The sequence below is a fragment of the Agromyces neolithicus genome, assembly GCF_039529735.1.
Taxonomy (GTDB): Bacteria; Actinomycetota; Actinomycetes; order Actinomycetales; family Microbacteriaceae; genus Agromyces; species Agromyces neolithicus.
On sequence record NZ_BAAANJ010000001.1, the window covers coordinates 393930 to 419647 of the forward strand.

22 protein-coding genes are annotated in these 25718 nt (G+C 69.3%); 8 read left to right on the top strand and 14 right to left on the bottom strand.

Annotated features, from left to right (window positions below; genetic code table 11):
• The first annotated feature begins 19 nt into the window (after positions 1-19).
• Complete coding sequence (locus ABD164_RS01875; protein ID WP_344292832.1) at positions 20-928, top strand: LysR family transcriptional regulator; 909 nt, start codon at positions 20-22, stop codon at positions 926-928.
• 50 nt (positions 929-978) lie between these two features.
• Positions 979-1839: a MurR/RpiR family transcriptional regulator gene (locus tag ABD164_RS01880; RefSeq protein WP_344292834.1), complete on the top strand. Its 861-nt coding sequence runs from the start codon at positions 979-981 to the stop codon at positions 1837-1839.
• A gap of 43 nt (positions 1840-1882) precedes the next feature.
• On the opposite strand, the gene ABD164_RS01885 is transcribed toward ABD164_RS01880, so the two are convergent.
• The 5 genes from ABD164_RS01885 to ABD164_RS01905 are packed head-to-tail and all read right to left on the bottom strand — an operon-like array spanning position 1883 to position 8397.
• Positions 1883-3220 (bottom strand): aspartate aminotransferase family protein, encoded by a 1338-nt coding sequence (locus ABD164_RS01885; protein ID WP_344292836.1) that lies wholly within the window; start codon positions 3218-3220, stop codon positions 1883-1885.
• Positions 3217-4470, bottom strand: a complete 1254-nt coding sequence (locus ABD164_RS01890) for a M20 metallopeptidase family protein (RefSeq protein WP_344292838.1) — start codon at positions 4468-4470, stop codon at positions 3217-3219. The genes ABD164_RS01885 and ABD164_RS01890 overlap by 4 nt, the downstream gene beginning before the upstream one ends.
• The gene (locus tag ABD164_RS01895) at positions 4467-5651 is read right to left on the bottom strand and encodes an amidohydrolase family protein (protein WP_344292840.1); all 1185 of its coding nucleotides are present in this window, start codon (positions 5649-5651) and stop codon (positions 4467-4469) included. The genes ABD164_RS01890 and ABD164_RS01895 overlap by 4 nt, the downstream gene beginning before the upstream one ends.
• Positions 5641-6945, bottom strand: coding sequence for a type I glutamate--ammonia ligase (locus tag ABD164_RS01900; protein WP_344292842.1), 1305 nt, complete (start codon positions 6943-6945; stop codon positions 5641-5643). Before ABD164_RS01900 ends, ABD164_RS01895 begins: the two co-directional genes overlap by 11 nt.
• A gap of 3 nt (positions 6946-6948) precedes the next feature.
• Positions 6949-8397, bottom strand: coding sequence for an APC family permease (locus ABD164_RS01905; protein WP_344292844.1), 1449 nt, complete (start codon positions 8395-8397; stop codon positions 6949-6951).
• 224 nt (positions 8398-8621) lie between these two features.
• Between ABD164_RS01905 and ABD164_RS01910 the strand changes: the two genes are divergently transcribed.
• The gene (locus tag ABD164_RS01910) at positions 8622-10067 is read left to right on the top strand and encodes a DUF1254 domain-containing protein (RefSeq protein ID WP_344292846.1); all 1446 of its coding nucleotides are present in this window, start codon (positions 8622-8624) and stop codon (positions 10065-10067) included.
• 55 nt (positions 10068-10122) lie between these two features.
• Here the strand turns inward: ABD164_RS01910 and zwf are convergent, their stop codons facing one another.
• From zwf to ABD164_RS01925, 3 genes are all read right to left on the bottom strand, one after another.
• Entirely contained in the window at positions 10123-11643 is a 1521-nt protein-coding gene (gene zwf / locus ABD164_RS01915) for a glucose-6-phosphate dehydrogenase (RefSeq protein WP_344292848.1), read from the bottom strand.
• Positions 11640-12653: a phosphogluconate dehydrogenase (NAD(+)-dependent, decarboxylating) gene (gnd, locus tag ABD164_RS01920; RefSeq protein ID WP_344293372.1), complete on the bottom strand. Its 1014-nt coding sequence runs from the start codon at positions 12651-12653 to the stop codon at positions 11640-11642. Before gnd ends, zwf begins: the two co-directional genes overlap by 4 nt.
• A gap of 299 nt (positions 12654-12952) precedes the next feature.
• Positions 12953-13120 (bottom strand): hypothetical protein, encoded by a 168-nt coding sequence (locus ABD164_RS01925; RefSeq protein ID WP_344292850.1) that lies wholly within the window; start codon positions 13118-13120, stop codon positions 12953-12955.
• A 67-nt stretch (positions 13121-13187) separates the two neighbouring features.
• Between ABD164_RS01925 and ABD164_RS01930 the strand changes: the two genes are divergently transcribed.
• From ABD164_RS01930 to ABD164_RS01945, 4 genes are read left to right on the top strand one after another with little or no spacing between them, the layout of a single operon-like run.
• Positions 13188-13643, top strand: coding sequence for a DUF6325 family protein (locus ABD164_RS01930; RefSeq protein WP_344292852.1), 456 nt, complete (start codon positions 13188-13190; stop codon positions 13641-13643).
• Position 13644: 1 nt separating this feature from the next.
• Positions 13645-13857 carry a hypothetical protein gene (locus ABD164_RS01935; protein ID WP_344292854.1) on the top strand — a complete coding sequence of 71 codons (213 nt, stop codon included), beginning with the start codon at positions 13645-13647 and terminating at the stop codon, positions 13855-13857.
• Positions 13858-13886: 29 nt separating this feature from the next.
• Positions 13887-14999 carry a DUF998 domain-containing protein gene (locus ABD164_RS01940; RefSeq protein ID WP_344292856.1) on the top strand — a complete coding sequence of 371 codons (1113 nt, stop codon included), beginning with the start codon at positions 13887-13889 and terminating at the stop codon, positions 14997-14999.
• Between the two features lie 9 nt (positions 15000-15008).
• Complete coding sequence (locus tag ABD164_RS01945) at positions 15009-15590, top strand: YdeI/OmpD-associated family protein (RefSeq protein ID WP_344292858.1); 582 nt, start codon at positions 15009-15011, stop codon at positions 15588-15590.
• A gap of 22 nt (positions 15591-15612) precedes the next feature.
• On the opposite strand, the gene ABD164_RS01950 is transcribed toward ABD164_RS01945, so the two are convergent.
• The 4 genes from ABD164_RS01950 to ABD164_RS01965 all read right to left on the bottom strand — a co-directional run bounded on the left by ABD164_RS01950 (position 15613) and on the right by ABD164_RS01965 (position 21578).
• Positions 15613-17067, bottom strand: a complete 1455-nt coding sequence (locus ABD164_RS01950; protein WP_344292860.1) for a DUF2252 domain-containing protein — start codon at positions 17065-17067, stop codon at positions 15613-15615.
• Positions 17064-18737: an MFS transporter gene (locus tag ABD164_RS01955; RefSeq protein ID WP_344292862.1), complete on the bottom strand. Its 1674-nt coding sequence runs from the start codon at positions 18735-18737 to the stop codon at positions 17064-17066. The genes ABD164_RS01950 and ABD164_RS01955 overlap by 4 nt, the downstream gene beginning before the upstream one ends.
• A gap of 135 nt (positions 18738-18872) precedes the next feature.
• Positions 18873-20210, bottom strand: a complete 1338-nt coding sequence (locus tag ABD164_RS01960) for a serine hydrolase domain-containing protein (RefSeq protein WP_344292864.1) — start codon at positions 20208-20210, stop codon at positions 18873-18875.
• Positions 20211-20270: 60 nt separating this feature from the next.
• Positions 20271-21578, bottom strand: a complete 1308-nt coding sequence (locus ABD164_RS01965) for an ATP-dependent DNA helicase (protein WP_344293374.1) — start codon at positions 21576-21578, stop codon at positions 20271-20273.
• A 216-nt stretch (positions 21579-21794) separates the two neighbouring features.
• Between ABD164_RS01965 and ABD164_RS01970 the strand changes: the two genes are divergently transcribed.
• Entirely contained in the window at positions 21795-22841 is a 1047-nt protein-coding gene (locus ABD164_RS01970) for a hypothetical protein (protein ID WP_344292866.1), read from the top strand.
• Positions 22842-23040: 199 nt separating this feature from the next.
• On the opposite strand, the gene ABD164_RS01975 is transcribed toward ABD164_RS01970, so the two are convergent.
• Both ABD164_RS01975 and ABD164_RS01980 read right to left on the bottom strand, forming a co-directional pair.
• Positions 23041-25017, bottom strand: coding sequence for a bifunctional copper resistance protein CopD/cytochrome c oxidase assembly protein (locus ABD164_RS01975; protein WP_344292868.1), 1977 nt, complete (start codon positions 25015-25017; stop codon positions 23041-23043).
• A 92-nt stretch (positions 25018-25109) separates the two neighbouring features.
• Positions 25110-25394 (bottom strand): HU family DNA-binding protein, encoded by a 285-nt coding sequence (locus ABD164_RS01980; protein WP_344292870.1) that lies wholly within the window; start codon positions 25392-25394, stop codon positions 25110-25112.
• Positions 25395-25718 lie beyond the last annotated feature (324 nt).

Below are 25718 nucleotides of genomic sequence, written 5' to 3' on the forward strand. Positions count from 1 at the left end.
CATATTGAACGGATGCACCGTGCTCGACCTTCGCCAGCTGCTGGCGCTGCGCGCCGTCGCCGAGCACGGTTCCGTGCTCGCCGCGGCCGACGCGCTCGGCTGGAGCCAACCCACCGTGACGCATCACCTGCGCGCACTCGCCCGCGTCACCGGTGCACCCGTGGTCGAGAGTTCCAGGTCGGGAACCCGCCTCACCACGGCGGGCAGATCGTGGCTCCCCCACGCCGTCGCGATCCTCGATCGTGCCGACCGAGCCCGAACCGAGGTCGCGGCCACCCTTGCCGACGCGCGCAGGCGCATCCGTCTCGGAATCTTCCCCACGGCGGCGGCACGCCTGCTGCCCGAGCTCGTCAGTGCACTGACCGGCGCGGGATACGACCCGCACATCACCGAGGGCGAACTGCACGAGCTCACCGACCAGCTCGGTCGGCTCGCGCTCGATGCGGCCGTGGTGTTCGACCGCCCGGGCGATCCCACGCCGGTCGCGCCCGGCCTCGAACGCACGAGCCTGTTCACCGAGCGGTTCTCGCTCATCGTCCCGTCGGGACATCCGCTCGCCGATGCGGGCGCACGCCCGCTTCGCGACTTCGGCGGCGACGTGTGGATCCTCGGCACCAGCGACACCGACCCCGGCGATGCCGCATTCGTCGCCGCGGCCCGCGGCGCCGGATTCGAACCGGTCGTCGGCCCGCGCAGCGACGACTACCGAGTCGTCGCCGCATACGTCGCCGCCGGACTCGGCGTCGCCTTGGTGCCCGAACTCGCACTGCCCAGCCCGGCCGAGCGGCGTGACGACCTCGGCGTGGTCGAGCTGATCGGGGCAGATCTCTCGCGCGAGATCGTGCTGCTCACGACGCCGACCCTCCATCCATCGATCGTGGAGGTGATCGCGCGAACCGCGATCGCGGGAGGCATGGCGAGCATGTAACGTATGTTTCACGAACGGAAGGCCTGACGTTGGTCGATGAGACGGATCCGATGGGCGAGCGCCCGCTCAGCGAGGTGGTTCGCGAATCACTCGACTCGCTGAGCTCGGGTGAGCGAAAGGTCGGCCGAGCGATCCTCGCGAATTACCCGATCGCCGGCCTTGAGACGGTCGCCGAACTCGCTCAGCGGGCCAATGTCAGCCCTCCGACCGTCGTGCGCTTTGCGAGCCGGCTCGGATTCAGCGGGTACCCGGCCTTCCAGAAGCGGTTGGTGCGCGAGGTGCATGAGCGCCTCGGATCGCCGCTCGAGCAGTACGCACGTGAAGACCTGCGCTCGGGGGACAGCGATCTCGCGCGCGCGTCGCGGATCTTCTCGTCGAGCATCGCGAGCACTATCGGCGAACTGCCGGTGAGCGAGTTCGAACGGGCGGTTTCGATGCTGACCGACCTGCGGCATCCGGTGCGGCTGATCGGCGGACGATTCAGTCATCTGCTGGCCGAGTACCTCGGCGCCCACCTCAAGCTGCTGCGACCCGATGTCGAGGTCATCGGTGCTGACGAGTTCGCTCGCCTCGCAGCGGTCGCAGACACCCGCCGAGGCGATGTCTTCGCCGTGTTCGACTATCGACGATACGACCCGCACGTCATCCGGCTGTCTCAACGGGTCACCGATCGTGGCGCCGACCTCGTGCTCTTCACCGACCGCTGGCTGTCGCCCGCGGCTGATGTCGCGTCGACCGTGCTGCCGGCCAACGTCGATGCCCCCTCGCCGTTCGACTCGTTGGTGCCGGCGATGGCGGTCGTCGAGACGGCGATCGCCGGCGTGACCGACCGGCTCGGCGAGTCGGGCCGGCAGCGCCTCGAGGACATCGAGAACCTCCGCGGCCGGGCGGCCGCCGAGCGGTCGGGCTGACACGGCACGCGGTGGCACGGTACACCGGTGATCGCCGGGCGCATCACCAGCCCTGGAACGGCGCGACCTGTTCATCGGTCACCGCGCCGGCCACCGCATCGTCGATGGCGCGGGTGAGCATCTCGACGGCGCTGTCGACCCTGTCTGCGGAGATCGTGAGCGGCGGGGTGAGTTCGATCACGTTGCCGCGCACGGGGTACGCCACGGCACCCAGCTCCCAGGCTCGATAGGCCGCCTTCGCCGCCAGATCGGCGTCGGGCGCCTTCGAGGCCCGGTCGAGCACCAGTTCGACGCCGATGGCAAGGCCTCGTCCGCGCACGTCGCCGACGCGACGCGCACCCGGACGGCTGCCCCTCGCGTACTCATCGAGCAGTGCCCGAAGTCGGGCTCCCCGCTCGTGCGCGTTCCTGGTCGCTGCACCGTCGCGCACGATCTCGAGCACGGCACGGCCCGCCGCGCATGAGATCGGGTTGCCGGTCGTCGTCATGAGTGCCGACGCGACCGGCGCATCCAGCACCTCGGCCGGCCCGATCGCGGCCGAGAGCGGCAGGCCGCCGCCGAGCGCCTTGCCCAGCGTCACGACGTCGGGGATGACCCCGTCGTGCGAGAACGCGTGCGTGCGGCCGGTCCGGCCCAATCCGACCTTCACCTCGTCGACGACGAGGTAGGCGCCGTGCTCGTCGCACAGGGCGCGCAGCCCTGCGAGGAATCCTTCGGGCGGCACGATGACGCCGCCATCGGACTGCAGCGGCTCCACGATCACGGCCGCGGTCGTGCCGCGCGCGAGCTCGCGGGCGACACGAGCGAGCACGTCGGCGACGACGGTCGCTGCGGCGCCGGTGTGCGGCCGGTACGCATCGGGGTAGGGCAGGAGTACGACTCCCGGATCGGCCGGCACTCCAGCCGCAACGTGCACACCCGACACGGCCTGCGCTGTTCCGAGACCGCCGTGGTATCCGTTCTCGAAGGCGATGACGCCGGGGCGGCCGGTCGCGTGGCGGCATCCTCGCAGCGCGACGTCGTTGGCGTCGGTGCCGGCGTGGCCGAGGTAGACGCGGCGTTCGCCGGCCGGCAGGCGACTCGGGACGAGTTCGAGCAGTTCCTCGGCCAGGGCAACGGCCTCGGGATGCGTGCCCGACAGGATCGACGCCCCGGGAGCGTCGCGCGCGGCCCGCGCGATGGCCGCGGCGATCACGGGGTTGCCGTGCCCGAAACCCGAGGCGGTCCAACTCGCGCTCAGGTCGAGCAGTTCGCGACCGCCGGGTTCGACCAGCATCTCGTCACGGCCCGACTGGGCGGCGAGCGGGAAGAACCGCAGCTTCTCGACGCCCGCGATCACCTGGGCGTCTCGTGCGACGAGTGAGGGGCTGCCGGGCGTCATGCGTCGAAGGGCGCGTTCTCGAGGGCAGCGAGGTCGGAGCGGTGGTGCTCGATCCCGAGGACTCGTTCGGCGGCGGCGAGATATCCGGCCATCAGGGCGCGTGCGACCGCGCCCACACTCTCGTCGCCCGGAAGGAAACTCGGATGGTGCAGCGCCGGTTGCGGATGCTGTCCCGGTGTCTCGACCCCGACGAAGAGCATCAGCGAGGGCACGGCGTCGCAGAAGTACGAGAAGTCGTCGGCGCCGAGCGAGCGCATGGGTTCGGCGCCATCCACGCCCAACCGTGCGAGCCAGTCGTCTGCGCCTGCGGCCAGCGCCGGGTCGTTGATGAGCGCGGGCTCGCCCTCGATGCGGGTGACCTCGGCGCGGGCGCCGTAGGCCTCGGCCGTGCGCTGCGCCATCACGCGGACGGCGTCGAACAGCGGCTGCCGATCGGCGGGGTCGGTGGTGCGCATCGTCGCGAGGATCCGCGCCTGCCCGGGCAGCACATTGGCCGCACCTTCGCCTGCGGTGAGCGTGCCGATGCTGATGATCGCCGGCCGCAACGGCGTGACGGTGCGGCGGATGACCTCGGGGATCGCGATCGCGATGTTCGCGATCGCGACGACCGTGTCGGTCGCCTGGTGCGGGTAGGCGGCGTGCCCGCCGCGACCCTGCACGCGAATGTCGATCTCATCGGCTGCGGCGTTGATGAATCCGCCGCCGGCGGCGACGGCGCCCTTGCGAACGCCGGGGTGCACGTGCGCGCCGATGACATGCGCGATCCCGAACCGTTCGAGCACGCCGGCGTCGACGACGTCGAGGGCCCCCGACGGGTAGCTCTCCTCGCGCGGCTGCAGCAGGGCGACGAGCCCGAGGGGGAGGTCGAGCCCGTGGGCCGCGCGCAGCAGCGCCGTCAGGGCGGCCTGGTGCACGTCGTGGCCGCACGCGTGCATCGCCCCGTTCGCTGCGGCGAATGGCGCGCCCGTCAGTTCGGTCACGGGCAGCGCGTCGAGTTCGGCTCGCACCGCGATCGCGGGCCCGTCGGCGGGACCCATGCGTCCGACACCGCCGGCGTCTGCGATCGATTCGATCGGGATGTGATCACGAAGCGCCTCGACGAGACGTTCCTTGGCCGGGTGCTCTCGGCCCGAGAGGCAGGGCGCTGCGTGCAGTTCACGACGAAGCCGCACCGCCGCGGGCAGCTCCCGCTCGAGTGCGACGTTCCAACGGCTTGCCAGCTCGGTCAGCCGGACGATGGTCGGGCTCATGGTCGCTCGGCCTCCGCGAACACATCGTCGTCGAGTCGATAGGCTCGCCGCGCGTTGCGCCACGCGATCAGCTCGGCGATGCGGCGGCGCTCGGCCGCCGGCCAGTCGTCGCGCCGAGCGAAGGTGTCGAGGGCGCGTTCCAGCCCGCGGCGGAACAGCAGCGCGCCGAGGAAGTACAGTTCGGCCGCGCCGAAGGCATCGGAGGAGAACAGGATCTTGTGGAACGGGGCGAGCTCGAGCGTTTCGGCGATGATCTCGTCAGAGCGTGAACCGGTGTAGTTGATGGCGAGGCCCACGTCGAAGTAGACGTGTGGGAAGACCTGTGCGAGGTAGCCGGCCTCGCGGTGGAACGGGTAGCAGTGCAGCAGCAGCACGCGTGCACCCGATTCGCGCGTCCGCCGCAGGAACTCGGTGAGCAGCAGCGGATTGCAGCGGTGCAGGTCGACATCGGCGTCGCCGTAGCCGATATGGAACTGGATGGCGCAACCGCGGTCGACCGCGGCCCACAGCAGGTGGCGCACGATCACCGGGTCGTCGAGGCGTACCGGTGCACCGGCGGCGGTGCGCTCGAGCCACGCGGCCACCGCCGATTCGAGGTCACCCTCGGAGGGCGGGCCAGGGGTGAAGTCGAGGCCGATGCGGTAGGCGGCGATCGACTTCACGCCCACGGCGTGTTCGAGACGCTCGTCGAGCACGCGGGCGAACGCAGCCCCGAATCCCGCCGCGTCGCATCCCGCGAGCACCAGCTCTTCGGCGAGGCGTTCGAGTCGTACGACTTCGAACGCGCGCGCCCGTGCCGCGGTCGCCATGCCGGCGGGATCGAGGATCTCATCGCCGCGGTGGCCGACCTCGATGAAGTAGTCGCTGATTCCGGTCGCCCGCAAGAGCCGCTCGCTCGCTTCGCTTCCGCCGAGCTCCCGTCGGCGATCGAGGTACGCCTCCGGCGTCGCGAACGGCTCGAGCCCGAGCACGGGCGCGCAATAGCGACGGATGGCGAAGCCGAGCTGCGAGTCGAAGTGCGTCGTGCCCTCGGGCGCCGCCCAATCGGACTCGGTGATGAGCGATTCGAACGTGGCGCGGTCGAGCGTCTCGGTCGTCACGCCGTGGCAGTGGTGGTCGAGCAGCGGGATGTCGCCGATGGTCGCGACGGCCGCCGCCGGGGTTCTCGCGCTAGTAGACACGGGCGTACACCTCGCACTGCTCGGCCAGAGAGCGCGCCTGCACCGAGGCGAACTCATCGCGCTTGACGGTCTCGTAGGTCGCGAGGAATGCCGGCGAGAACCAGCCTGACACGACCTCGTCGTGCTTCAGCGCCTCGAGCGCCTGCTCGAGATCGCGGGGAAGCTTGGCGAGGTCGGCGTGCGTGTTCTCGAGGTCGAGTTCCCCGACGACGATCTCGGGCGTCTCGAGTTCGTCGCGCAGGCCTTGCATGCCGGCGCGCAGGATCATGCCGAGCAGGATCCACGGGTTGGCGCCGATGTCGCCGCCGCGGAACTCGAAGTGCAGCTGACGACTGGGGTCGCGCCCGTCGATCTCATTCGTCGGACAGATGCGCAACAGCGCCTCGCGATTCTGCAGGCCGAGGAACGCTCGAGCTGTCGACCAGTTGTGCGGCGCCAGGCGCAGATAGCTGGTCGCGAGAGGGGCGAACAGTGCCGCCATCGCGGGACCGTGGCGAACGATCCCCGCGGCGAAGCTGCCCGCGAGCCTCGACAGCCGGCCCGGGCGCGTCTGATCGAACACGAGGGTGTTGCCGTCGACGTCGTCGAGACCGAAGTGCACATGCACACCGTTGCCGGACTCTCCGGGTGCGATCACCGGGGCGAATGACGCTTCGCGGCCGTGCGCCTCGAAGAGGTCGTAGACGATGTCGCGTACGAGGATCGCACGGTCGGCGGCCGCGAGCGGGTCGGTCGGCGCCACGGTGATCTCGTACTGGTGCCGGCCGTACTCCGGCAGCCATGTCTCGGGTTCGAGGCCGGCGCGGTCGAGCACCGTCATGAGCTGAGAACCGATGGGTTCGGCGCGCCGGAACGCCTGGAGTGAGAACGGGTGGTGGTCGCCGCTCGCGGTCCTGTCGACGAACTCGTGCTCGAACGAGCAGCGCGTCGTGATGCCGAACTCGGTGCGCAGTTGATCGACGGTCTCGCGCAGGAACGTGCGCGGGCAGCTCTCCCACGGCGTACCGTCGGTGTTCACCTGGTCGGCGAACACGATGTTCAGCGGCGGGCGTCCGGGAATTCCGTCGACCCGGGCAAGCGACGAGAGATCGGGCTTGAGCCGCAGGTCGCCGGTCGAGCCATACGGGATGTCGTCGACGATGTGCCCGAGCGAGCCGATGCCGAGGTTGGCCGGCACCCACCCGAGCGAGGTTCGCTCGTCGAAGTCGGCCAGCCGCATCGAGCGCCCCTTCGTGCGGGCGGCGATGTCGGTCGTTGCGACGAAGATCAACTCGTCGAGATCGGTGGCGGTCATGATTCAGTCCAGGTCTTCCATGGTGAGGCGCGAGCCGATGCGATCGGCGAGCGCAGGTTTCACGAGCACGATCACGAGGCCGATGATGCACCATGCGCCTGCGATCCAGGGAAAGTACGTGTACGGCGGCGACTGTCCGGCGATCTGGATGAAGTACACGTAGGCGAGGAAGGCAAGGCCGAGCACGGGGATGACGACCTCCCACTTCGGGATCTTCGAACCCCGCTTGAAGGCGTGGCGGATGACCCCCACCGAGGTCATGCCGTAGGCGACGACCATGCACAGTGTCGCGATCGTCGCGAACCAGTAGTACACGTCGACACTCGTCGCTCCGAAGAGACCGAAGCCGACGGCCAGCACGACGGTCAGCACGACGACGAAGACCGTGCTGTGCACCGGCACCCCCGTCTTCGGGCTCGTGGCGGCGAACGTCTTGGGTCCGAACCCGTCGCGCGAGAGCGCGAACAGCAGTCGTGCGGCCGCTGCGGTCGAGCTCAGCAGGGAGGCGAAGGCCACGAGGAACGCGAAGATCGAGATCAGCACCGCGAACCACTGGCCGATGTACGTCGATGCGAGCGTCGTGAGCGTCGAGGAGGCGCCGGCGAATGCCGCGACACCCGCCTCGTCGGTACCGAAGCCGATGGTCTGTGCGAACATCACGAGGATGTAGATGACACCCGCGAGCACGACAGCCAGCAGCAGGGCGATGGGCACGACGCGCTTCGGGTTGCGCGTCTCCTCGCCGAGCGAGGTCCCCGACTCGAATCCTGCCCACGACAGGAACCCGAACACGGCCGCCGTCATGACCGCGCTGATCGGCGCATCGCCGGGGAGCAGGACCGCGAAGTCGACGCCCGTCGAGACGGGCGCGTCGCCCGCCGCCACTCGCGCGATGATCACGACCGAGAGCACGACCATGGCGGCGATGCCGACGAAGCCGATGCCCAGCAGCGTTCGGGCGGTGACGGTGGATTCGCGCACGTTGAGCAGCAGCACGAAGATCGCGACCACCACGGGCACGAGCACCCAGGTCCATGACGGCAATGCGACCCCGAGCTCGGCCATCATCGCCTCGAAGAACACCGCGCACGCGCCCGCGATGCACACGGCGAAGAACAGGTAGGTGCCCAGCAGTGCGAACCCGCCGAAGAATCCGGCCCGCGGACCGAGCGTCGAGCCTGCGAGCGCGTAGACCGAGCCCGCGTGGGTGATGTACCGCGTGAGGCGAATGAACGCGTACGCGACGAGCATCGTGCCGATGAACGACACGACGAACGTGAACGGAACGGATGGACCGACGAGCCCGGCGACACCGATGCCGTTGAGCGACATCGCCATCACGGGGCCCATGAAGCCGACCGAGATCGCCACGACCTCCCACAGCCTGAGGGTCTTGCGCGGCGTCGACCGGGAATCGGGCACGGCCTCGCCCTGCTTCGTCGTTGAAGTCATTTCGTCGAACCTTTCGTGCGGGCGTCTGCCTTGACCCCCGAGGGACGTGAACCAAACCGTGCGCATTGTGCTCGATGTGGCGTTGGTGAAACAAAGATTACACGCTCGCCGCTTCTCTGCCAAGAGCCACGATCGCCGACGAGACTTTCGTGCAGTCTGCGTGACGCCGCCTTCCAGCGTCACTGGCACACTCACGTGGGTACCGACCAATCAGGGGGATCATCGTGCGTACCGAAGGCACCACCGAGTCAGGACTGACCAACGAGCAGCTGGCCGAGGAGGTGGCTCACCTCTCGACACCCGACCGGTTGTCGACGCCGTTCGGCGAGTTCGAGTTCTTCGACGGGGTTCCGAAGCCCGAGTCGGTGCAGACGATCTTCGATGGCCTCGACCTCGTTCGCGGCATCACCGCGTTCCTGAACCTGGTTCCGGGTGCGTCGCTCGTCGCGATGCGCGCCGGGCTGCGCACCGCCGGCGTCGACTCGCCTGACAAGATCGCCTACACCGATCCGAAGGCCAACTCCGGTGCCCTCTGGCTCACGCCGAACACCGAGACCACCTACGGAGTCGCGTTCCTCGATCTGAAGGCCTGGGGCCCGACGGTCATCGAGGCGCCCCCGCAGGCGCTCGGCGTCGTCGACGACTTCTGGTTCCGCTACGTCGCCGACATGGGCATCGCGGGTCCCGACAAGGGCGTCGGCGGCAAGTACCTCTTCCTGCCGCCGGGGTACGACGGCGAGCGCCCCGACGGATACTACACCTTCGAGAGTGCGACATTCACGAACTTCGTCGTGATCCGCGCCCTCGGCGGCGTACCCGCGATCAAGCAGTCCCGCATCTACCGGCTGAGCGACGCCGACGCCCCGCCCGAGAACACGTTCGTGAACATCGCCGACCAGGTGTTCAACACCATCCACTCGAATGACTTCTCGTTCTTCGAAGAGATCGCCGAACTGGTCGCAGAAGAACCCCCGGCCGCGCTCGACCCCGAGCGGGCGGGCACACTGCGCGCGCTCGGCATCGTGCATGGCAAGCCCTTCGCGCCCGACGAGCGCCTGCGCGGCATCCTCGATGACGCGGCTCGCATCGGCGCGGCGATGGCGCGGGCCACCCTGTACCGGTCGCGCAACGCCGAGTCGTTCCGCTGGGAGGGGTCGTCATGGAAGGAGGGCTTCGTCGGCGGCAACTACGAGTTCCTGCACGACGGCGCGCGCAACCTCGACGCACGCACCCTCTTCCACTACGCGGCGACGGTGATCACCCCGGCGATGGCGCACGCGCAGGTCGGTGCCGGCTCCGCCTACATCTACACGGCAGAAGACGCCGACGGCGCCCTGCTCGACGGGGCCGCCACCTACTCGCTGCGGATCCCCCCGAACCCGCCGGCGAAGAACTTCTGGGCGATCGACATCTACGACACGCAGACCCGATCGCTGCTGCAGTCGGCGCCGTACCCGGCGCTGTCGAGCCTCGGCGAGGGCCTCCAGGCCGAAGCCGATGGTTCGTATGTGCTGTGGTTCGCCCCGATCGCCCCGGAGGGCAAGGAGTCCAACTGGATCCCGACGCTTCCGGGCAAGTCGTGGTGGCCGCTGCTGCGCCTGTACGGCCCGCTCGAGCCGTGGTTCGACATGACGTGGCAACTGCCCGAGTTCATCCGTGAGCGGGGCTGACCTCGGCCCGATCGCCCCGCCCGCGGCATCCGAAGTCGCCCGAACCACCCAGCGATCAACGGGTCGAGTCGGCCTCGGGCAACCGCCACGAGAACGGCGCGACCAGGTGCTGTGCCGCCTCTGGCCCCCAACTTCCCTTCGGGTACGGATGCAGCGGGCCGGGGTCGGCGAGCACATCGGCACTGATCGCCCAGAGTCGCTCGATGCCCTCGGCGCCCGTGAACAGTGTCGCGTCGCCGAGCATCGCATCGTGGATCAGCCGCTCGTACGCCATGAGCTGATTGTCGGTCTCGAAGGACTGCTCGTAGCGGAAGATCATGCGGGCCGGGCCGAGCCGCATCGTCGGGCCGGGCACCTTCGCCTGGAAGTCGGCGGTGATCGAACCCGGTTCGCTGAGATCGAAGACGAGCTGGTTGGCGCCCTGATGCTGGGCCTCGTCAGGGAACATCCGCATCGGCGGCTCGTGGAAGTCGAGGACGACCGTGCGGCGCGATTCGGCCATGCACTTGCCGGTGCGCAGGTGGATCGGCACCCCCGCCCAACGCCAGTTGTCGATCTGCACCTCCATCGCGATGAACGTCTCGGTGCCTGAGTCGGGCGCCACCCCGTCTTCGTCGAGATAGCCCTCGTACTGACCGCGCACGACCTTGGCGGGGTCGATCATGCGCATCGACTGCATCACCTTCGTCTTCTCGTCGCGCAGCGCCTTCGCCGACAGCTCGACGGGCGGCTCCATCGCGATGTAGCTCAGCAGCTGCAGCAGGTGGGTGACGACCATGTCGCGGTACGCGCCGGTGCCCTCGTAGAAGCCCGCGCGATCGCCGATCGACAGCGTCTCGGGGACGTCGATCTGCACGAACTCGATGTTGGTGCGATTCCAGAGCGGTTCGTACAGGCCGTTGGCGAAGCGCAGCGCGAGGATGTTCTGCACCGCCTCTTTGCCGAGGAAGTGGTCAATGCGAAAGATCTGCGCGTCGTCGAACGCCTGCTCGAGGGTGCGGTTGAGCGCGACCGCCGAGTCGTAGTCGTGCCCGAACGGCTTCTCGAGGATGACGCGGGCGTCGTCGCCGTTCAGCCCGAGCTCGACGAGCGTGGCGATGATCGACCCGAACGCGGCCGGCGGCACCGCGAGATAGTGCAGCAGCCGGCATTCGCCGAGCTCTTCGCGAGCCTTCGAGACAGCTGCACCGAGTGCCGCGGGCCCGGCGGTCGTCGGCACATACGAGAGGCGGGCGGCGAACCGATCCCAGACGTGCGCGTCGACCTCGGTGCGGCCGAACTCCTCGACCGCCTGGCGCGCGTGCTCGGCGAAGCTCTCGTCGTCGAGCTCGTCGGTCGCCGTGCCGACGATCCGGTAGGCGGCGGGCAGCAACCCGGCGCGCTCGAGGTGGTAGAACCCCGGCAGCAGTTTGCGGGCCGAGAGGTCGCCCGAGGCGCCGAACAGCACGACGACGTGCGGGTCGGGGATCTCGACCTTGGGATCGTCGGCGCCGGCCGCCGGCAGGAACGAAGCGATGCTCGCGGCGGCTGTGGGGGCGGCAGAGGCGGCGGCGGCAGAGGCGGCGGCGGCACTCACGACGCGCCCCCTGCCGGCTTCTCGTCGTGGCCGCCGAACTGCTTGCGCATCGCCGAGAGGATCTTGTTGGCGAACTCGTCGCCGTCGCGTGACGAGAACCGCTCGTACAGGGCCGTGGCGAGCACCGGCGCCGGCACGCCCTCGTCGATGGCCGCGTGCTGGGTCCAGCGCCCTTCGCCCGAGTCCGAGACGCGACCGCCGAACTCCTCGAGCTTCGGCGAGGCCTGCAGGGCCGACGCGGTGAGGTCGAGCAGCCACGAGGAGATCACCGAGCCGCGCCGCCACACCTCGGCGACGTCGCGAACGTCGATGTCGAAGGGGTAGTACTGCGGGTCACGCAGCGGCGCAGTCTCGGCATCGATGTCGTGCTCGCGGGTGCCGATGTCGGCGTTCGCGATGACGTTCAGGCCCTCGGCGAACGAGGCCATCATGCCGTACTCGATGCCGTTGTGCACCATCTTCACGAAATGCCCGGCGCCCGTCGGCCCGCAGTGCAGGTAGCCCTGCTCGGCCGGCGTCGGGTCGCCCGTCCTGCCGGGCGTCCGCTCGGCCGCCTCGACCCCTGGGGCGATCGTGGCGAAGATGGGGTCGAGTCGCGCGACCGCGTCGTCGGGGCCGCCGATCATCAGGCAGAAGCCACGATCGAGGCCGAAGACGCCGCCGCTCGTGCCGACGTCGAGGTAGTCGATGCCACGAGGTTTCAGCGCCACTGCACGGTCGATGTCGTCGCGGTAGTAGCTGTTGCCGCCGTCGATGATCGCGTCGCCGGATTCCATCAGCCCGGCGAGTTCGTCGACGACGCCATGCACGTAGCCCGCAGGCACCATGATCCACGCCGCTCGGGGCGGATCGAGCTTCGCGACAAGCTCGGCCAGCGACGCGGCCGGGATCGCGCCCTCGCCTGCCAGTTGCTCGATCGCCTCAGCTGCGACGTCGTAGACGACGCATTCGTGGCCTTCGCGCATCAGACGGCGAACGAGGTTCGCCCCCATCCGCCCCAGTCCGATCATCCCGAGCTGCACAACGGACCCCCTCCGTAGCCGTCAGTTCCCTGACGACTCTCACCCTAGGGTGATGGGCCTGCCGTCGGACACCCCATCCGGGTGGAATCGTGGCCAGGTTCAGATCGAAGGCGCGGCATTTCGGACCCCAGGCGGCTGCTCTCGGCTCCAGCATCTGCTTCACCTGTGCAGACGAGCAAGCACGACGGATGCCTCGACACCGGGCATACGGTCGAGCTACTTCTCGATGCGGGTGGCGCATGATGCGCAGGTCATGCCGCCGACGAGCGGTTCGACCTGCTGGGCGGTCATCGCGGCAGGTCTGCCAGCCGGTAGCCGGCCTCGTCGATCGCCGCGACGACCGCGGTGTGCTCGAGCGCGGTGGCGCTGGCCACGGTGACCCGCGACACCCCGCCGGCAACCAGGTCGACGTTCACCTGCTGCACCCCGTCGCGGCTGCGGCAAATCGCAATCACGCGATCAGCGTGATGCGGCCCAGGGCGGCGCGGGGCATCGTGCGGTGTATCGACGAGAGGAATCGAGATGGCCGAACGCACACTTGACGAGATGGGGCCGGTGGACTTCCTCGTTCTCGAATTCCCGGCAGGGCAGGCGAACTTCACCGGCGAGATCGCCGAAGAGCTCGTGCGGCTCGTCGACGCCGGTACGATCCGCGTGATCGACCTCATCATCCTGACGAAAGACGACGACGGCGGCGTCGACGCCATGGAGCTCGAGGACCTCGGCGAACTCGGCCCGCTGGTCGAGCTCGAGTCCGAGCTCGCCGAACTGCTCGCCGCCGAAGACGTCGCGAATCTCTCGGTCGCGATGCAGCCGGGCAGCGTGGCCGGCGTACTCGTCTACGAGAATCTCTGGGCGGCACCGTTCGGGTCGGCCGCACGCCGCGCCGGCGGCCAGCTCATCGCCAACGGCCGAATCCCCACCCAGGCGATCATCGCCTCGCTCGAGGCCGATGCGCTCGACACGACAGGAGCATGACATGCCACTCAGGGCAGCACGAATGGGGCGGGTCGGCGTCGTCGGCGCACCCGTGGCCAGGGCCGCGGTCATCGGGGCCGCAGTGACGCCGGGTCCGTCACCGGTCGCCAGGGCCGCCGTGGTCGGAGCGGCGGTCACTCCCGGTCCATCGCCGGTCGCGAGGGCCGCCGTGGTCGGCGCCGCCGTCACACCGGGCCGACGGCGCCGCATCTGACCGGGACATCCGCTCGACGATCACTGATCATGCTCGCCGCAGATCAACCACCGGCATCCCGCCCGGCCACGCGCATCCGGTCGGGCGGGGTGAACCCGCGCTCCTACGGCCTCCGCGTCGAGACCGAGGCGATCGTCGCCGGTCTCGCCTCCGCCGTGCTCTTCGGCGTCGTCGCCGCGATCATCTTCGCCGGGCAGGTCACGCCGCTCTGGGGCGGCCTGTCGGTCGGCGCCGTCGCCGCCCTCAGCGGGCTCGTCGCGGGGATCGCGGCCGGCTACACGGGCTACTGGCGCTCGCGGCATCGCCCGGGGCAACAGTGGCGGCTGCACACCGCGTCGTGGAAGTTCGTCATCGACTCGACGACGGTCGCGCTCGTACACGCGATGATCGCGGCGATCCTGACCATGGCCGTCTTCGTGCTGCTGCAGCGCAGCTTCGAGGGCCTCGTGCTCGATGTGTACAGCGGCTCGATCGCGGTCGCCGTGTGCGCCGGCGCCACGGCGTACCTCATCTACCAGTCGGTGTCCGACGTCACGACGCGCAAGTTGTCGTCGATGCTCGTGGCGTTCATGGCGATCAGCGTGCTGACGAGCATCGCGACCGCGCAGGATCCCGCCTGGTGGGAGTACCACTTCAGCCAGCTCGGCACGGCGGGCGACTTCTCGTCGTCGCTGTTCAATCTCGCGCTCATCGTCGCGGGCTTCTTCGTCACGACGTTCGCGCTCTACCTGAACCGCGACCTGACCACCCTCGTCGAACGGGGCGTGCTGGAGCATCCGACCGCCCCGCGCACGATCTCGGTGATCTTCATCGTCATGGGGCTCATGCTCGCCGGCGTCGGCGCTTTTCCCGTGAACGTGAGCATGCCGCTGCACAACCTGTGCGCGACGGGAATGGCGATCGCCTTCTCGATCATGGTGCTCGGCTCGCCGCGCATCCTCGCCGGACTCCCCCGCCGCTTCTTCATCTTCTGCATCGGCACGTTCGCGGTGCTGATCGGATCGTTCCTGCTGTTCGAACCGATCGGCTACTACAACCTCACGGCGCTGGAGCTCATCGCGTTCAGCATCATCTTCGGCTGGATCTCGGTGTTCATCCGCTTCGTCAACGCGCTCGCAGTGCCCGTCGGCGCCGACCGGTAGCATTCGGGGATGGTCGATCGCGACGCTGCCGAACGTCTCCACGTCGAGTCACGCGCACAGTGGCGCGCCTGGCTCGCCGAGCATCACGAGTCCAGTGAGGGGGTCTGGCTCGTCGTGTGGAAGAAGACCACGGGGCGCCCCCGGCCCACCTATGAAGAACAGGTGCTCGAGGCGCTCGCCGTCGGCTGGGTCGACGGGCAGGCGAAGACGGTCGACGACGAGCGCACCATGATGTGGTTCACACGGCGCACCCCGAAGAGCCCGTGGTCGGCGACGAACAAGCAGCGCGTCGAGCAGCTCGAGGCCGACGGGCTCATGCAGCCCGCGGGCCGGGCCGCCATCGACGAGGCCAAGGCCAACGGCATGTGGAACGTGTTCGAGGATGCCGAGCGGCTCATCGAGCCCGCCGAGCTCGCGATCCTGCTCGACGTCGACCCGGCCGCGCGCGCCAACTGGAACGCCTACCCCCCGTCGATCCGCAGGTCGGCGCTGTCGTGGATCGCGCTCGCCGCGCGCGACGAGACCAAGTCGCAGCGCATCGCGTCGATCGTCAGCGACGCGTCGAAGGGGCAACGCCCCGGGCCGAAATGAATCGTCGCGACATCCGCCTCGTTCACACCGACTCGGCCGCCTCCAGCCGGCCCGACGCGACCGCTTCAGCGAACGCCGTGTAATCGCGCTCGTTCTGGTCGGCGTACTCAGTGGCGAACTCGGCGAGCGCGCGATCGAACCGGTCGCTGCGGCCGAGGTAGGCGGCGATCGCCACGCGGTCGCCCGAGCGCGCGTGCGCCCTGGCGAGCGTGCCTCCGCACAGGCCCGCGTAGAGCCTCGCGCCAGCGGGCTCCATGATCTCGACGTCGGCAGAACCCTTCCAGTCGTGCAGCTGGCGCAGGTAGAAGTCCCGGTCGACGCCGTCGTATCCCGTCACCCGTTGCCACCCCAGGAAGATGTCGCTCGCCGCCTGCATGAGCCGCTGCCCCATGACGACGCGCTGCCCGTGCTCGGCGAACTCGCTCGGCGGCAGGAATCGTTCGAGCACCGACTGCTCGGCCTGCTTCGCCTGCAGCAGCAGCAGGTCGCCGTCATCGCGCCCGCGCATCAGCACGATCCACGCGCGGGTTCCGACGCTGCCGACGCCGACGACCTTGCGCGCCATGTGCACGTACGAGAACTCGCGCAGCGGATGCCGCGGCAGTCGAAGCGTCGACTGGTACGACCTGATCAACTCCTGCATCAGTGCCCGGTCGTCTTCAGGCGCATGGCCGGCCGGCGCGATCATCTCGACGGGCATGATGAGCGGCGGATCGGCGGCGATGCGCAACCTGCCGTCGACGACCTCGACGAGCTTCGCGACGGCGCGCATGCTGTCGCGCGTGCGGGCCTTGGCCAGCGCGGCGTCGGTGCGCTTGAACTGCTTGCCGGCGATGCGCTTGGCCTTGCGCTCGGCCTCGATGGTCTGCATGAACGTGTCGGTGTCGACGCTGTCGTACCAGCTGTCGAGCACCTTCGAATCCGCGGCGCGCAGCATCCACTCCCGGTAGCCGCGCACGACGGCACGGTTCGTCTCGTCGCGTTCGGCATCTGAGAAGCCGCGGTGGCGGCCGGCGATCTCGAAGCTGGCCACGAGCCGCTTCACGTCCCACTCCCACGGTCCCGGCAGGGTCTCGTCGAAGTCGTTGATGTCGAACACGAGTCGGCGTTCGGGGGTGCCGAAGACACCGAAGTTCGACAGGTGCGCGTCGCCGCAGATCTGCGTGGTGATGCCCGAGACGGGAGTGCCCGAGAGGTCCGACGCCATGATCAGCGCGGCGCCGCGGTAGAACGTGAACGGTGACACGAGCATGCGGGCGTAGCGGATCGGCACGAGTTCAGGTACCCGGGTCGTCGCCTGCTGCTCGAGCAGGGTGACCGGGTCGGGGCGGTCGGGTGGCGGCGACCAGCCCGCGTGGTTCGACCGCGGGGTGCGCCGACGGGCAGCGCGGCCGAGCTCGGCGCGCGCATCGAAGTCGGTCGGCGCCGGCATGCCGGTTGCATCGGCGGGGCCACTCGTGTCGGCTGCGTCACTCATGAGACGGCTCCCTTCATTTCGCCGTCGTCGGCGGCGGGCTCATCTTCATCGGGCTCGTCGGCGGCAGGCTCGTCTTCGTCGGGTCTCCCGAGCACCTCGCCGGGGATCCCTCGCGAGAAGAGCAGCGAGCCCAGCGAGATGACGATGAGCGCCACGAGCGCCACCCTCAGCGACTCGATCTGCGATTCGGCGTAGACGCGCTCGAGCTCGGCTGCCTCGGCGTCGTCGAGGCCGGCCTCGGCGGCGAGTTCGGGCACGGATGCCGCGGGCACGATGTCGACGCCCCCGCTCGTCGCCTCGGCGACGACCGCCTGCGTCTCTTCTGGTAGCGAACTCGTGGCCACCAGCCCGGCGAACGACGTGGCGAGCGCGCCGATCAGCACCGAGCCGATGAGGGCGGTGCCGAGCGACGAGCCGAGGTTCTGGAAGACCCCCTGCAGGCCGCCGACCTCGCTCGACTGCGCTTCGCCGACGCTCGACATGTTGACGTTGCCGATCTGCGAGGCGAGCAGTCCGAGTGCCGCACCGGCGATGAACATTCCCGCGCCGAACGCCGGGCTCTGCAGTTCGATCTCGACGGCACCGAGCAGTACGAACGAGGCGAGCACCAGCAGCAGCTGCCCGACGCGGATGATGCGACGGGGCGACCACATGAGCGAGAGCCGGGTGCCGAGGATCGAGAACAGGATCAGGGAGATCGACAGGGGGAAGATGCGGATACCGGTCTGCAGCGCATCGAGTCCGAGCGTCATCTGCAGGTAGACCGGCATCATGAAGAACAGCCCGGCGGTCATCGCGTACTGCGCGAGCAACACGGTGAGCCCGCTGCGCAGGCGCAGGATGCGGAACAGCCCGATGTCGACCAGCGGCGGCCTGCCGGCTGCCGAGAGACGTCGTTGGCGAGCGACGAACGCCCAGATCAGCACGGCCCCCAAGAGGATGAGCCACGTGGTCGGAGATACGCCCAGCGGCGCGAACTCGACACCGCCGATGGTCGGCGGATGCAGCGGCACGACCCATCCCCAGTTCTTGCTCTGCAACATGCCGTAGACCACCGACACGAGGCCCGCCGCAGAGAGCAGAACGCTCAGCACATCGATCCGCGAAGGGGTGGCGCCGGTGCGATCGTCGATGCGGCGGGCGAACAGCACGACGCCCGCCATGATCACGACCTCGGCGACGAACACGTACCGCCAGCTCAGGTAGGTCGTCATGAAGCCTCCGATGAGCGGCCCGGCCGCGACTGCGGCACCCGACGCGGCGCCGATGATCGCGTAGGCCGCCACGCGTGCGTGCCCCTCGTAGTTGTCGGCGATGAGGGCCGCGATCGCGGGGATCACGAGCACGGCGCCGAGGCCCTCGATGATCGACCATCCGATGAAGAGCGTCGTGACGTTCGGGCTCAGTGCCGTCGTGAGCGAGCCGACGGCATACACGATCGAACCGATCACGAACGCCCGGCGCCGGCCCCAGACATCGCCGAGCTTCGCGCCGAGCAGCATCAGCGCGGCCATCGTGAGGGTGTAGAACGTGATCGCCGCCTGCATCGCGTCGACCGTCGTGTCGAGATCGTCGACCACCGTCGAGATCGACACGTTCATCACCGTGCCGTCGAGCACCATCACGAACTGGGCGCTGCCGAGGATCGCGATGACCGGCCAGTTCTTCATCGCGACCCCGATCCGCCGCATCCCCATGCGGCACCCCCGACGCTGGACGAACGTCTACGGTGATGTTCCCACTGATCGTGCCCTCACGGGAAGAGCGACACCGGGTCGAAGTGGTGCCCGGCAGTGCGGCGCGCGTCAGCCCTCGGCGGGCGGCGCCGGCGTCTCGGCCGGGGCCTCCTCCGGGGCATCCGGCGCCGTGGGGCACAGGCCGAGCTCGGTCATCTTCGCCGTCGCCTGCTCGAACGACCACGGCAGCTCGACGAGCGGCCGCGTGCGGTCGTCGGCGGGCGCGGCCTTCGAGCCGAGCGACGCGAGGGCGAACGCGGTCTCGCGCACGAAATCGGCACCCGAGGTGGAGTTGTTGAGTGCCACCACGACCGTGAGGCCGGTTTCGGGGTCGGTGAACGCCGCGGTCAATGCGCCGGGCGACTCGCTGAGCCCGCCGCGCAGCGGCCCGTACTCGGCGCCGCCGATGCCGAACGACTGCCACGGAGGTGCGGATCCGCCGAGGGGAGTCGTCGTCCACTGGGCGCGAGCGTGGTGCTCGCCCAGCAGCGACGCCGTCGCGAACGCCTCACTCAGCCGGTAGACGTCGTCGAGGCTCGACACCGCACCGGCGGCGACCCCGCCCGTCGAACTCGACTGCGCCGAGTCGTCGAGAATGGCATCGCAGACGGGCTTGCCGTCGGCCCCGATGGTCGCCGCATACGCCCCCAGCACGCCGTCGATGCGGGTGCTGGTCGGGGCGGGCAGGGTTGTGTCGTCGAGGCCGAGCGGCCCGGCCACGTACTGATCCACGAGATCGTTCCAGCTGCGGTCAGTGGCCGCTTCGAGTGCCATGCCGAGCAGCAGGATGCCCGTGCGCGAGTACGACCACGTCTCGCCCGGTGCTCCGATGCGTTCGCCCGCGAGGCCGGTCGCGAGCAACTCGTTCGGCGACCAGATGCGCTCGGGGTTCGCGATCATGTGCGCCTCGAGGCCGGGGTAGTAGTCGGCCAGGCCCGAGGTGTGACGACACAGCTGCTCGAGCGTGATGCCCTCGAGCCCCGCCACGCGGTCGACGTATTCGGTCACCGGGTCGTCGAGCGCGACGGTGCCGGCCTCGACGAGACGCAGCAGAACCGTGCAGGTCAGCTCAGCCGTGAGGGTGCCGAGGTGGAACCGAGTGCTGGTCGACACCGGCCGGGCGTCTTCGCCGAACCCCACGACACCCGACGCCGCAGACCACGATCCTGACCAAGGTGCCCACACCCCGGCGACCCCGCCGCTCGATCCGCTGAGCGCGATCGCCTGGTCGAGCACCGCGTCGAGCGACGTCACGAGCTGCTCGTCGAATTCGGCATCGACGGGATCGAACTGCTGCCCGGGGTCGGCTGCGCCGCCGGTGCAGGCGGTCAGCGTGAGCGCAGCAGCGGTTGCGAACGCGGCGACGGCTGTTCGCCATCGCCGCCTGCCCCTGTACCGGTCACCCACCAAGCCCCCTCAGCTGTGTGTCCGTACGAATTGTAACCCGACGTCGCCGATGTACCCCGATCAGGCGTCAGCAGGCCCGATCTCGCGGATCGCGCCCGACATGAACCGCTCGACATTGCGGTCGACGATGATGTCGCTCGGCCGCAGGGGACGCGACAGATAGAGCCCGTCGAGTGCGGTGAGGCGGCTCAGCGCGACGTACGTCTGGCCGGGGCTGAACACCCGCGAGCCCAGGTCGACGATCGCGGTCTCGTAGCTCGCGCCCTGCGACTTGTGAATCGTGACGGCCCACGCGAGCCGCAGCGGGAACTGGGTGAACTCGGCGACGATCTCGCGCTCGAGCTTCTTGCGCACCGGGTCCCACGAGTACTTGAACTTCTCCCACGTCACCGGCTCGACCTCGTGCTCGTCGCCGTCGATCTCGACCTTCACCTCGCGCTTCAGCGACGTGATCGTGCCGATCGTGCCGTTCACCCAGCGCTGGGCCTCGTGCCCGATGGCGGTGTCGTTGCGCAGGAACATCACCTGCGCGCCGACCTTCAACTCGAGCCGTTCGTCGGCCGGGAACGCCCGCCCGCCGAAGTCGCCGTTGACCTCGGCCTCGTTCGCCTGCGAGGTGCCCGGCAGCCGATGCAGTTGGGTGGCATTGATGCGGTTGACGGTGTCGTTGCGCGTGGCGAGCGTGATGGCCCCGTGCTCGGGCAGCGGTCGGCGCGCGCCGACGCCGTTGAGCACGCCGGCGATCTCGGCGGTGACCCTGCCGTGCCGCACGGCGTTCAGCATGAGCTTGAACTCGTCGTCGTGCTGGCGGTGCACCTCGCCGAGCTCGAAGATCTTGAGGTCGGCGTCGCTCCACACCTTCGCGTCGAAGAACCACATCGAGTCATAGGTGTCGGCGAAGTAGGCGCGCTCGTCGCCGTCGCCGGGCACCGGTGCGAGCTGGTACGGATCGCCGAAGAGCACGACCTGGGCGCCGCCGAACGGCTCGAGCGGGCGCTGGCGGGCCTGTCGCAGCGACCGGTCCATCGCGTCCATCAGGTCGGCGTTCACCATCGACACCTCGTCGATCACGAGCGTGTCCATGGCGTTCAAGATCTTGCGCACCGCGTCGTTCTGGTCGATGTCGTGGTCGGCGATGACCCCGATCGGCAGCCGGAACAGCGAGTGGATGGTCTGCCCGCCCACGTTGAGCGCCGCGACGCCCGTGGGCGCGCAGATCACGATCTGCTTCTGCGTGTGCCAGTTCAGGTGGTTCAGCAGCGTCGACTTGCCGGTGCCCGCCCGCCCCGTGACGAACACGTGCTCGCGGGTTCCCTCGATCGCCTGGAACACCGCGGCCTGTTCGCGGGTGAGGGTCACGTTCTGCACGGGGAGTCTTTCGGTGAGGCGAGCGGATGTCGCGGCCGGTCGCCGCGCGCAGGTGCCGGCCGTCGGCACCGCACGGTCCCCGAGCATGCGCGCTCCCACTGTAACCGCGTGCGCCGGGTGTTTCCCTGCGGCGCCCGCACCTGTGCACAGCGGGGTCGGCATCGGGGCTGTGGATATGCTCAGGTTGCCGCAGAGCCCACCCATAGACTGGGCCGGGTGGGGAGTTCAGACGTGCGCCGAGGTCGGGTATCCGCCATGGCCGTCATCGGGTGGGCTGCCCTCGCGATGCTCGTCGTCGGTACGTTCCTCGCCGCCCTCGGAGGGTTGAACGCCACCATCTACGGCTCTTCGAGCTTCGTCGAGCGCTACCTCGAGGCGATCGCCGACGACGACATCGCCGCGGCCGCGTCGACACCCGGAGTCGCCCTCGACGACGCCGAGCTCGAGGCCTTCGGCCTGCCCGCCGACATCTCCACGGCGATGCTGCGCTCGGGCGTCGTCTCGGCCGGCCCCGAAGACATCACGATCGTGAGCGACGTCGCCAATCCCGACGGCAGCCATTCGGTCACGGCGAGCTACCGGCTCGGCGACGAGATCGCCGAGTCGACCTTCCTCGTGCGCCCGCTCGAGCCGCTCTACGGAGTGTTGCACCGGTGGGAGTTCGCCGACAGCCCCATCGCGGTCATCGATGTGACGGCGGCCCACAACCCGCTCTTCACGGTGGGCGATCTCACCCTCGACACGCGCGCGAACAAAACCGGCGACGAGCTCACCGCATTCAGCCACACGGCACCGTACCTCGCCATCGCCCCCGCGGCCTACACGTTCGAATACGACTCCGTGCTGCTCGAGGCGGCCCACGTCTCGGTGGTCGCCGGCGCTGCCGAGCAGGTGCCGGTCACGGTCGACGCGCAGCCCACCCCCGCGTTCGTCGAGCGCGTGCAGCTCAAGGTCGACGAGTACCTCACCGCGTGCGCCGAGCAGCCGGTACTGCAGCCCGCCGGGTGCCCGTTCGGCATCGAGATCGACGACCGGGTCACGGCCGAGCCGCAGTGGTCCATCCTGACCTCCCCGCAGGTCACGCTCACGGCGGGCGAGAGCTCGTTCGACATGCCGCCCACCGAGGGCGTCGCGCACATCTCGGTCGAGGCCCAAGACCTGTTCGACGGCCACTTCTACACGGTCGAGCAGGACCGGCCGTTCACGCTCGCCCTCGCGGCGACGATCAACCCCGACGGCTCCATCGCGATCCAGCTCAAGTAGCGACATCCGCCCGCTCCACCTGTCCCGCCCAGCCCCGCCCGTCCCGCCCGTCCCGTCCGCCCTGTCCCGTCCCATCGCGAAAACAGGAAGACACGCCGCCGACGTGTCGAGAACAGGAACCGCTGCGGCGTGGCGTGCGCGGTTTCCTGTTCTCCGGACGGCGGGGAACAGGCGGGGCGAGCTACGGAGTACGGGCGAGCTACGGAGTACGTGTGTCGTGCTCGGCGATCGCGGCGAGGCGGGCGTTGTACGCCGCGAGCTCGGCGTCGCCCGTGCGGTCGGCGTGCCGGTCGAGCCGCTTCGATTCCTTCTCGTCGCTGCGCGCCCACTGAACCGCGACGGTGATGGCGAGCGCGACCGTCGGGATCTCGCCGACAGACCACGCGATGCCGCCGCCCAGCTGCTGGTCGACAAGCGCGTCAGTGCCCCAGCCCATCGCGCCGTACCAGTCGGCGAGGAACAGCCCCGTGCCGCTCATGATCGCCAGCCCGAAGAACGCGTGGAACGCCATGGTGCCGAGCAGCAGCAGCAAACGGAACGGGTACGGCAGGCGGTAGGGCACCGGGTCGATGCCGATGAGCGACTGCACGAACAGGTAGCCGGTGATGAGGAAGTGCGTGACCATCCACTCGTGGCCGATGTGGTCGAGCATCGACCACCGGAACAGCGGCGTGTAGTAGAACACCCACAGCGAGCCGGCGAACAGCACTGCCGCGACGATCGGGTTCGCGATGAAACCGGCGAATTTCGAGTGCACGGCGAGCAGGATCCACTCACGGCCGCCGCGACTGCCGTCTTTTCGAGGCCGGATGGCCCGTGCCGCGAGTGTCACCGGGGCACCCGGTACGAGCAGCACCGGCACCGCCATGGTCAGCGCCATGTGGCCGAGCATGTGCGCCGAGAAGAGGTACTGCTCGTATGCGTTGACACCGCCGCTCGTGACGTAGGCCAGCAGCAGCAGGCCGGCGACCCACAGCACCGCGCGGTACACGGGCCAGTGGTCGCCGCGCCGGCGCAGCCGCAGCACGCCCGCGAGGTAGAAGAAGATGCCGAACCCGCACGCGACGACCCAGAGCAGGTCGGGCTTGAACTCGGTGAAGAACCGGAAGTACTCGGGCCACGGCGGCAGCGGCTCGCCCGTGAGGATCTCGGCGGGGGTGCGAGCGAGCGAGCCTGCAGCTTCGGCGACGGGCGTCGCGGTGCGCGCGAGCGCAGCGGCGACACCCGACGCGAGCCCCATGAAGACCAGCTCGCCGACGACGAGCCACCAGAACGCCCCGCCGCCCGCCGTGCCCGCACCACGGGTCATCCGCCCGATCAGGAACCGACGCTGCACCGCACCGAACAGTCCCAGCGCGATGAGCGCCGTCACCTTGACGACGACGAGGCCGCCGTAGGGCGTGGCGAGTTCGTCGAGCGTGCCGATGCGCAGCGCCGCGCTCGCATAGCCCGACACGGCCACGACGATGAAGCAGACGAGCGCGACCGTCGAGTACCGGGTGAGCACGACCACGAGCCGCTCGGCGCCGAGCGTGCGCTTCATCAACACGATCGTGAGCAACCCGCCCAGCCAGGCCGCCGCGAACACGAGGTGCAGGCCGAGCGCCGAGATGGCGGCGTTGTGACCGGCCGCGCCCGCCGCGTGACCCTGCTGCGCCATGGGCACGAGCGCGGCGACCGCGAGCGCGGTCACGAACACGAGCGCCGTGTGGTTGCGCACGGCGAAGCACAGCACTGTCACGGCGGCAGCGATGAGGGTGGTCGCGAGCCACGCCTGGCCGAGTTCGATCGTGGTGACGAACTGGCCGAGCTTCTGCCCGAAGTCATCGCTCAGGTCGAACGGCACGGCCGTGACGAGCAGGAACGTGAAGAACGCGGTCGCCGCACTCGCGACCGTCATCACCGCCGCAGAGGCCGCGGCGACATCGAGGGCGAGGTCGAACTCGCGGCGCTTCGGGCTCAGCGCCCACACCGCGAGCACGAGCGCGCCGATCATGCCGGCGGCCGAGAGGTTCGTGAGCAGCTTCGCGATCGGCACGCCGTAGCGGGTGATCGCCCCCGGATCTTGGATCAGCTGCGCGTCGGCGCCGCCCCCGAATGCGAGCGCGGCGAAGGTCGCGGCGATCGCGACGGTGATGAGCACGGCAGGGCCGAGCACGCGGACGGAGCGGGGCACTGAACCAGCCTAGACGTCGTCGTCTGCGCGCACGCTCGCAGACGGCGAAGGGGCGCACGGCTCATGCCGCGCGCCCCCTCTGAACGGCCCTGCTACTTGGCAGCAGCCTTGAGCTTCGATCCGGCCGAGACCTTGACCGAGTAGCCGGCCGGGATCTCGATCGTGGCGCCGGTCTGCGGGTTGCGGCCGGTGCGCGCAGCGCGGTGCGTGCGCTCGACGGCGAGCCAGCCGGGGATGGAGACCTTGGTGCCCGAGCCCACGGACTGGGCGAGCGCCTCGAACAGGCCGTTGAGCACGCCGTCGACGGTGGCCTGGCTCTGGCCGGTCGACGAAGCGATCTTCGCGACGAGCTCGGACTTGTTCAGCGTGTCAGCCATTGAATGTCCTCCTCAGGACTTCCGCTGTGAAAAGTACAGCAAATTGAATTGGAGCGAGAACGATCATTCGAACGCCCCCGTGGCCTTCAGGCCGCCTCGAATGTAACAGAGATCCGCGGAATCCCGCGGATTTCCGGCCCTTTCCGCGCCTTCTCTTCGGCGTGTCGCACCAGGTCGGCCACGTTGCGGGGGTGCTTTCGCGCAATCGAAGGCGCGTTCGGGGCATCCGACTTGCGCAAAAGCACCCCGGGAAGGGAGGAATGCGCGCGGGGCGCGGCGCGGGAGCGCGGCGCGGGTGGGATGGCGAAAGGGGCGTCCCGGATG

Bases quoted from the DNA above. Each gene is read 5' to 3' on its own strand.
- ABD164_RS01880 (WP_344292834.1), top strand. From the start codon at position 979: ATGGGCGAGCGCCCGCTCAGCGAGGTGGTTCGCGAATCACTCGACTCG.
- ABD164_RS01885 (WP_344292836.1), bottom strand. From the start codon at position 3,220: ATGACGCCCGGCAGCCCCTCACTCGTCGCACGAGACGCCCAGGTGATC.
- ABD164_RS01890 (WP_344292838.1), bottom strand. From the start codon at position 4,470: ATGAGCCCGACCATCGTCCGGCTGACCGAGCTGGCAAGCCGTTGGAAC.
- ABD164_RS01900 (WP_344292842.1), bottom strand. From the start codon at position 6,945: ATGACCGCCACCGATCTCGACGAGTTGATCTTCGTCGCAACGACCGAC.
- ABD164_RS01905 (WP_344292844.1), bottom strand. From the start codon at position 8,397: ATGACTTCAACGACGAAGCAGGGCGAGGCCGTGCCCGATTCCCGGTCG.
- gnd (WP_344293372.1), bottom strand. From the start codon at position 12,653: ATGATCGGACTGGGGCGGATGGGGGCGAACCTCGTTCGCCGTCTGATG.
- ABD164_RS01930 (WP_344292852.1), top strand. From the start codon at position 13,188: ATGGCCGAACGCACACTTGACGAGATGGGGCCGGTGGACTTCCTCGTT.
- ABD164_RS01935 (WP_344292854.1), top strand. From the start codon at position 13,645: ATGCCACTCAGGGCAGCACGAATGGGGCGGGTCGGCGTCGTCGGCGCA.
- ABD164_RS01940 (WP_344292856.1), top strand. From the start codon at position 13,887: ATGCTCGCCGCAGATCAACCACCGGCATCCCGCCCGGCCACGCGCATC.
- ABD164_RS01945 (WP_344292858.1), top strand. From the start codon at position 15,009: ATGGTCGATCGCGACGCTGCCGAACGTCTCCACGTCGAGTCACGCGCA.
- ABD164_RS01950 (WP_344292860.1), bottom strand. From the start codon at position 17,067: ATGAGTGACGCAGCCGACACGAGTGGCCCCGCCGATGCAACCGGCATG.
- ABD164_RS01955 (WP_344292862.1), bottom strand. From the start codon at position 18,737: ATGAAGAACTGGCCGGTCATCGCGATCCTCGGCAGCGCCCAGTTCGTG.
- ABD164_RS01980 (WP_344292870.1), bottom strand. From the start codon at position 25,394: ATGGCTGACACGCTGAACAAGTCCGAGCTCGTCGCGAAGATCGCTTCG.